This is a genomic window from Nocardia sp. TBRC8007, assembly GCF_056629435.1.
This window is the reverse complement of record NZ_JBWSOR010000182.1, coordinates 1-372: the sequence shown is the minus strand read 5'-3', so window position 1 is coordinate 372 and position 372 is coordinate 1. Positions and strand designations below refer to the sequence as shown.

Sequence of the window (372 nt, the reverse complement as noted above, 5' to 3'; positions counted from 1 at the left end):
CTCGGTGATGCCCCCGACGGTGCGGGATTGGTCGGGTTCGTGGAATACGCGACCGAGTTGTTCGACCGGGCGACGGTCGAGGCGCTCGCGGCCCGGTATGTGCGGGTACTACGTCAGGTGGCGACCACCCCGGCGATGGTGGTGGGGGCGGTGGAGGTGCTCACTACTACCGAACGCGACCGGTTGTTGCGGGATTACAACGCCACCACGGTGGCCGTCGATACCGACACCACTGTGGTGGAATTGATCGAGGGGTGGGTGCGGCGGTCCCCGGAGGCGGTGGCGGTGGTGTGTGCGGGGGTGGAGTTGACCTACCGCGACCTCGACGAGCGTGCCGACCGGCTGGCGCAGTTGTTGGTGGTGCGGGGGGTG

Annotated in this window: 1 protein-coding gene; it reads left to right on the top strand. The window is 68.3% G+C overall.

The features are described 5' to 3' along the window. A partial coding sequence (locus ACX4ZE_RS23200; protein WP_480275591.1) for a hypothetical protein occupies positions 1 to 372 on the top strand: 372 nt, incomplete at both ends.